Source organism: Arthrobacter sp. HMSC06H05, from assembly GCF_001807395.1.
In the GTDB taxonomy this organism is placed as follows: domain Bacteria; phylum Actinomycetota; class Actinomycetes; order Actinomycetales; family Micrococcaceae; genus Pseudoglutamicibacter; species Pseudoglutamicibacter albus.
On record NZ_KV788978.1, the window covers coordinates 1 to 7,447 of the forward strand.

The 7,447-nt window shown below is 59.2% G+C and carries 6 protein-coding genes; all 6 read right to left on the bottom strand.

Annotated features, from left to right (window positions below; translation table 11 throughout):
* Positions 1-33: 33 nt before the first annotated feature.
* Positions 34-1,383, bottom strand: coding sequence for a phosphoglucosamine mutase (glmM, locus tag HMPREF3160_RS04075; RefSeq protein ID WP_070507204.1), 1,350 nt, complete (start codon positions 1,381-1,383; stop codon positions 34-36).
* Between the two features lie 144 nt (positions 1,384-1,527).
* Positions 1,528-2,688 (bottom strand): polyphosphate kinase 2, encoded by a 1,161-nt coding sequence (ppk2, locus tag HMPREF3160_RS04080; protein ID WP_256173938.1) that lies wholly within the window; start codon positions 2,686-2,688, stop codon positions 1,528-1,530.
* Between the two features lie 294 nt (positions 2,689-2,982).
* Positions 2,983-3,474 (bottom strand): 30S ribosomal protein S9, encoded by a 492-nt coding sequence (gene rpsI / locus HMPREF3160_RS04085; RefSeq protein ID WP_035758105.1) that lies wholly within the window; start codon positions 3,472-3,474, stop codon positions 2,983-2,985.
* A gap of 42 nt (positions 3,475-3,516) precedes the next feature.
* On the bottom strand, positions 3,517-3,960 hold the full coding sequence (gene rplM, locus HMPREF3160_RS04090) for a 50S ribosomal protein L13 (RefSeq protein ID WP_035758103.1): 444 nt from the start codon (positions 3,958-3,960) through the stop codon (positions 3,517-3,519).
* 320 nt (positions 3,961-4,280) lie between these two features.
* Positions 4,281-5,132, bottom strand: a complete 852-nt coding sequence (truA, locus tag HMPREF3160_RS04095) for a tRNA pseudouridine(38-40) synthase TruA (RefSeq protein WP_256173940.1) — start codon at positions 5,130-5,132, stop codon at positions 4,281-4,283.
* A 103-nt stretch (positions 5,133-5,235) separates the two neighbouring features.
* On the bottom strand, positions 5,236-7,239 hold the full coding sequence (locus tag HMPREF3160_RS09985; RefSeq protein ID WP_070507208.1) for a hypothetical protein: 2,004 nt from the start codon (positions 7,237-7,239) through the stop codon (positions 5,236-5,238).
* Positions 7,240-7,447 lie beyond the last annotated feature (208 nt).

Sequence of the window (7,447 nt, forward strand, 5' to 3'; positions counted from 1 at the left end):
GGCTGACAGCAGGCTGTCTGTTTAGCCGAGTTGCTAGCCGAGTGGTAGCGCTGTCTGGACGGTCTGGGCCAGGTGCCGGGCCTCGTCGGTGGCTTGCTCTTCGGTTGCGGCTTCAACCATGACGCGCACAACAGGTTCGGTACCCGATGGACGCAACAGTACGCGCCCAGTGTCTCCGAGGCGTTCTTCGGCTTCAGCCACGGCTTTCTGGATCTCGACAGAAGAACCAACGCCAGCCTTGTCCACGCCGCGGACGTTGATTAGGACCTGCGGCAGAACCGTCACGGCATCACCGAGTTCCTTGAGGGTCTTACCGGTAGCGGCAACCCGTGCGGCCAAGTGCAGGCCGGTCAGCACGCCGTCGCCGGTGGTCGCATACTCCTGCATGATCACGTGACCGGACTGCTCACCGCCTAGCGAGTAACCGTTCTTACGCATCTCCTCGAGAACGTAACGGTCCCCCACCGAGGTCTCAACAACCTTGATGCCGCGTTCCTTCATCGCAAGTTTCAACCCGAGGTTGCTCATCACCGTGACAACCAGAGTCTCGTCCTTGAGCTTGCCGGCCTCATGCATCGCGATCGCGAGGATCGCCATCTCCTTGTCCCCGTCGATCACGTTGCCCTCATGGTCAACGGTCAAGCAGCGGTCCGCATCACCATCGTGGGCCACACCCATGTCCGCTCCGTGTTCAACAACAGCCTTCTGAAGCATCTCCAGGTGCGTTGAGCCGCATCCTTCGTTGATGTTCACCCCGTCTGGAGAGGCACCGATCACCACAACTTCTGCGCCGGCAGCACGGAACGCGTCCGGGGAACAACCGGAAGCGGCGCCGTGGGCGGCATCGATCACAACTTTGACCCCATCCAGACGGTTCGGCAGCGTCTGTAGCAAGTGCATCACGTAGCGGTCTTCCGCATCAGCAAAGCGGTACACCCGCCCCACATCCCCGCCTTGGGGACGCAACGGTTCAAGCTGCATCCGCGATTCGATGGCGTCCTCTAGCGCGTCATCGAGCTTTTGGCCGCCGCGTGCGAGGAACTTAATCCCGTTATCCGGGGCTGGGTTGTGGGAAGCGGAAATCATAACGCCGAAGTCCGCTTCTAGGTCCGCAACCAGGAAGGCCGCTGCGGGGGTTGGGAGTGTGCCGGCGTCATAGACTTCCACGCCGGAAGCGGACAGGCCCGCCTCGATCGCCGCGGAAATGAAGGAACCAGAAATACGAGGGTCTTTAGCGACCACAGCGACCGGTTTCCGGTTCCCTTCGATGTCGTTGAACCCTAGAACAACGGAAGCTGACTGAGCGAGGCTCATCGCCAGTTCCGGGGTTAGGAGTTGGTTAGCTCTGCCGCGCACACCATCGGTGCCGAATAGTCGAGTCATGTATCTATCCTACGAGTACGGCGGAGTGTTCTTGACCCCGCCGCATACGAGCACACCGCGAGCGATGCTGTAGTAGCATCACCCGCGGCGTGGCAAATAGCGATCTAAAGAGTTATCTAGCAGCCCGCTCACGCGAGGGGCTGGCTACTTATCTGATACGAAACCATCGATGAGCGGGAACTCCCCCACTGGGCCCTCATCTGCTTCGAATACACGGTCAGCGGAACCCACGATCAGCGGATCCGGTTCGTAGACAACCTCAGGGTCCTTACCTGGGTAATCGACCGTGTTCAGGACGTGACGGATCGCTTCGAGGCGGGCACGCTTCTTGTCGTTGGACTTCACCACGGTCCACGGGGCGTCTCCGGTGTGGGTGTAGAAGAACATCGCCTGCTTAGCCTCGGTGTAGTCGTCCCACTTATCCAGGGAGGCCAGGTCCGTTGGCGAGAGCTTCCACTGGCGTACCGGATCGGTGCCGCGGGATGCGAAGCGGTGCAGCTGCTCGGCACGGGAGACCGAGAACCACAGCTTGACCAAACGGATACCGGAGTTCACGAGCATCCGTTCAAGCTCTGGGGTTTCACGCATGAACTCAACGTACTGGCGTGGGGTGCAGTACCCCATGACGCGCTCAACACCGGCACGGTTGTACCACGAGCGGTCGAACAGCACGATCTCACCACCGGATGGCAGGTGCTGGATGTAACGCTGGAAGTACCACTGGGTCTGCTCAACCTCGGTTGGTTTCGCGAGTGCAACAACGCGGGCGCCGCGCGGGTTCAGGTGCTCGGTGAAACGCTTGATCGCGCCACCCTTACCTGCGGCGTCACGGCCTTCGAAGATGATGACGAGGCGCTCGTCGTTATCCTGCATCCAGCGCTGCATCTTCAGCAGCTCGATCTGCAGTTTGCGCTTCTCTTTTTCGTATTCGCGGCGGCCGAGCTTCTTCTCGTATGGGTAGCCCTGGCGCCATGCGTCGTCATCGAGCTCGAGCTTCGAGATCCTGTCTTCGGCTTCGTCCTTAATAGGGTCGAAGCGGGTCTCGCTCTTATCGAGCTCTTTGTAGTCCACGTCATCTCCAAACTGCTTCAGGAACTCGTCTTTTTCCTCACGACGGTTGCTCGTACCGCTCACGGTGTACAGCGCTTCTTCGCCATTGAGCTCGCGGTTCGGTTCCGCCGCCATCGGGGTCTGCTCCTTCGAAGCATCCGATGCGTCGGCTGGCTTCACGTCTTTGTCCTCGACCGTGTTCGCCTCGCTCTGGGCTTTGGAGTTATTGCTGCTGCCTTTTCGTGAGGTAGCCATGCGATTCCTTCTTCAGGGTGAATGATGCAAACGTTGGCAGGATAAACCACTCCCACCATTCCCATTTTACGTTAGAAAAGGGCTACTTTGCGTGTTTCGTAAGGGCCATCACAGGCATCCCGCGTCACGATGGGCGCGCGGGCTGAGCCGGCTGGGCGCTCAGGCAGGGTTGCCAAACATGCGCGCGGACAGGGCCAGCTGGTTGCCGTGCGGGGTTAAACGAGCGGGTGGCCCGCCCCAAAGGGACGAGCCACCCGCGCATACACACTCCAGCGGGAGGTGTGTGAGCGAAAATTAACGCTTCGAGTACTGTGGCGCCTTGCGTGCCTTCTTCAGACCAGCCTTCTTCGACTCGATGACGCGTGCGTCACGGGTTAGGAAGCCAGCCTTCTTGAGTGCTGGGCGGTTGTTCTCGCGGTCAATCTCATTGAGCGCACGAGCGATACCGAGACGCAGGGCACCGGCCTGGCCGGATGGGCCACCGCCGTGGATGCGAGCGATCACATCGTATGCGCCTTCGAGTTCTAGAACGGTGAACGGATCGTTCACTTCCTGCTGATGCAGCTTGTTCGGGAAGTACTCGGCGAGTTCACGGCCGTTGAGGGTCCACTTGCCGGAGCCAGGGACAACGCGAACGCGTGCGATCGCGCGCTTGCGGCGGCCAACAGCGGAACCAGCAACGGTCAGGTTGCGTGGGGTTGCTTCGGTTGCTTCTGCAACCGGCGCGGATTCAGTCGTGTAGGTCGAGGGAACCTGGCCCTCGGTGAGCTCTTCGTTCTGAGCCACTTTAGTCTCCTTAGAAGATGTCCGTTATCGGGTGGCCCAGTGTTACTGGGAGACCTGCGTGATTTCGAAGGTCTTAGGCTGCTGAGCGGCGTGTGGGTGCTCTGCACCGCGGTACACCTTCAGCTTGGTCAGCTGCTGCTTACCCAGGCGGGTGTGAGGCAACATGCCCTTGACAGCCTTCTCCACTGCGAGCGTCGGGTTCTTCTCCAGAAGCTCAGCGTAGTTGGTGGAGCGCAGACCGCCCGGGAAACCGGTGTGGCGGTATGCGCGCTTCTGTTCGAGCTTGGCGCCGGTGAGGGCAACCTTCTCAGCATTGATGATGATGACGTAGTCGCCCTGGTCATTGTGTGGGGCGAAAGTCGGCTTGTGCTTACCGCGCAGCAGGGTTGCGGCCTGGCTTGCGAGGCGGCCCAAAACAACGTCCTCAGCGTCGATGATGTACCAATCGCGCTCGACGTTTTCGGCCTTAGGAGAGTACGTACGCACTGTTCTTTTTGCCTTCGGTTGAATACTGGTCAGACGGTCTCGAGCTGGTTGTCGTGAGGTAACCAGGGTTCGCACCGCCGTGCGGATGATGCGCCGGCGCACACGCGCTACGGGTGAGGGCCGTAGCCGGTTCGCTTACTCTCTTGCGCTGTTCACAGACCAGAGGTCCTGCAACTGGACCGTCACGTAAACAGGTGGTGTCAAGAGCGCACTGCGCAACAGCTATCTAGTCTAGCTTAAACTCCTCGCCGATGACCAACCTATGGTGACCAGCATCTCCTAGCTCGGCTGTCCTGGGCCAACTCCCCCACACCGAGTCCCTATTCCTGATCCCTGCGGGCGCGGGTCGCATCTGCGCGGGCCGCCGCCGCATCGTCATCAGGGTAATCAACATCTATCAAGACCAACGCGTGCCCGGCGGCCATCTTGGTGTTCGCATCGCGCACCCGCTCCCCTAACCGTTGCGCAGGCCAGTCCACGGGGCGCGTACCTTCGCCTACGCTGATGAGCGCACCGACGATCGTGCGGACCATGTGGTGACAGAACGCGTCCGCGCTCAGCCGAGCCTCAACGAAACCCTCAGGCGAGCGCGTCACGCTGATCTCTTGGAGGTCGCGGATCGTAGAGGAATGCTCGCGCGGCTTACAGAACGACAAGAAATCGTTGAGCCCCAAGAGCCCCTGAGCGGCTTCGTGCATCGCCGCTGGGTCGAGTTCGCGTGGATGGAACAGCACGTCGTTGCGGCGGAGCGGATTCCAACGATGCGCCCCATCAGCAATGAGGTAGCGGTAGTGGCGGCGCAGAGCGGAGAAGCGCGCGTCAAACCCCGGAGGGACTGCGCGGGCTGAGTCGATGATGACGGCTCGGTCCGTGGCGCGGGCGAGCACCGCGTTGAGGCGCCGCACCAGAGTTTCTTCGATGCGCGTCGATCCGTCCCGTACCGTGAGCTTGGCAATCGCTTCCGGGGAGAGGTCGCAGTGGATCATCTGGCCTAGCGCGTGTACTCCCGCATCCGTGCGCCCCGCAACCACCGTGCGCACCTCGGTTCGCGTGATCGTGAACAGCGCATCTTCGACAGCATGCTGCACACTCGGTTGATCCGGCTGCCGAGCCCACCCACTGAAAGGCGTGCCGTCATACGAAAGTCGAATCGCGAACCTCTGCATCTCCATCAGTCCCATCCTAGCCGTGCACACACCACCCCTACGCGCCAGAACAAAGCGGGCCCCGCATCGAACCTACGATGCGGGGCTCACCTGTGCGCTCATGCGCCGACTATTGCTGTGGGGGCGCCGGCGGGGCGGGAGGCGCTGGCGGCCTATCGTCTTCAGTTGGAGGCGCTGGAGGTGCGGGCGGCGTCGGCGTCGGCGCGGTGTTATCACCTGGAGGCGCTGGAGGTGCAGGAGGTACGGAGTTATCAGCTGGTGGAGCCGGAGGTCCAGCATCATCCGCTGGTGGTGCCGGCGGATTGTATTGCGCACGCACCGTGTTGTAGGCATTCACCTGGGAACTATGTCCGTCTCTGTTGCCCTCCCCGGCGCTCTTCAACTTAGCTGCGATCTTCTTGCGGAAAACCACCAGCAGCACAATCGCTGCGATGACGATGAGCAGGAGCACACCCATCGTGATAAACCAGGCCAATGCCGGGCCACTATAGGCGAACTCGGCATGGCCGTTGTGCAGCCCGAAGCCGTCCGCTGGTACTCCCCCCTTCACCCCGTGCATCAACGGAAGCTCAACCTTGAGCGTTGGGATGGAACTGATCGTGGTGTTCAGGTCTCGCTCAGGGGCAAAATCAACCTGAACTGTCGACTCAGGCCACAACCCACCCCCACGGTTCTCCTGCATCGAGAAGGAATTGAACGTCACCTGGACTTTTCGTTCAAGCTCCTCAGGGTTCTTCCCCTCCCATGTGAAAGTGAAGACTCGTTGGTCATCCTTCTTCTCCGAGGTCAGAGAACCATGGCTTGGAGTAAAGGCCTCCTCTAACTTTTCAACCTCTGCACCCAGTTCAGACTCTGGGACCGCTACCGCAACTTCGAAGGAAACTTTCTCCCCTACCCCGGGCTTCAACAGTGCGGTGATGCTCGTCATTTTCATGGGCTTCACATCAAGAGCATGGAACCTGTTGTCACTTGACACCTCGCTGATCGCGGTAAATATTGCTCCGTCGGTGAAACCTAGTTCATCAAGCGTCGATTGGTTGGGATATTTATAACCGTCTGTGCCTACACCCGGGGTCGAGACGTATGGTCTAAGCGGTATCGAACTCCCGTCCTCACATATCTGGGAGCAGTCCGCCTCTAGCGTGTATTCGTAGACGCGGGTAAACAACCCCTCCGGCTCGTCCAGATCGGTGATGCTAACCTCCAGGTTTTTATCCCCGAGCAAAGCACCTAAAGCGTCCTTGAGTTCAGTCTCGTCCTTGACGTCCATCACCACAGCGATATGCTCACGATCAGTTCCCACAGAACCGGGTAGCTCAACTTTTTGGGCACCGTCCGGCATTACGGAGTCAATCCACTTCTCGCGGGCCTTTCGCGCCTCTTTGTCTTCTTTGTCTTCAGAATCTAACCTGTACAGGACCGCGAAGCGGTAGCCATCAGTACGCTTCTCAATCAGCGGGGTAACTGCTATGAAACCGTGATCGGTAACCTTAGACTCTTGGAACGGAGTCCTCGGAGCCTTAGTGGACTCATTTCCAACCGACAACGTCCCGCCTCGGTCCTCGGGCCATACATTATCGGCCTTCTTCTTGCTCACAATCTTGTTGTCGACTAGCGCCTTACGTATCCATTGCAACAGTTGCCCGCTTGAGGCGTTTTCCTCCAGTGTGAATCCGTGGCGTAGCTCTGCGTTGAGACTCTCAAAGTCAACTCGTGCAGATAGGCTCCGCCCGCCGGCATCCAACGCGTTATTGAGAACTTTCTTATAGTCCTCAATATCTTTGAATGACATCGTGACGTTGACAGTGAGTTTCCGGCCCTTCTTCTTGACACTGTCAACCTTGGTACCCTCAGGCGCCGCTTTCTTGAGTGTCTTCTCGATCTTCTTCACATCGACCTTGCCGGCTTCTTTCTTGCTCAGCTCAGCCACCACAGTCATGCTGCGGGTCCCCTTGCCGTTGGCGTCCATCTTCTGGGTGGTTGTGATATCCACCGAGCACGCCGTCAGAACCAGCGAGCACAATGCCAGCAGAACCAGGAACAGCGTTGGCCAACGACGTTGGCTTTCTTTCGAGTGCGCGTGCGAGGCAACGCTTGCTTTCAGTGCGTTCATGCGGGCTTCTTTTCTGTGTTCTTGAGGTGGGTCTGTGTTCTTTAGGTGACAAGGGGTCTTAGGATGAAGAGCGGTCGTAGATGAAGAGTGGCCGGAAAGAGTGATGCTTGTCTCAAGCGTGATCTAGGCACCCAGGATATAGTGCCTCACGTTAAAAACATAAGTCCCCGCACCGTCTTTGAACTGCTCCCCTTTAGTTGGGCTGAGA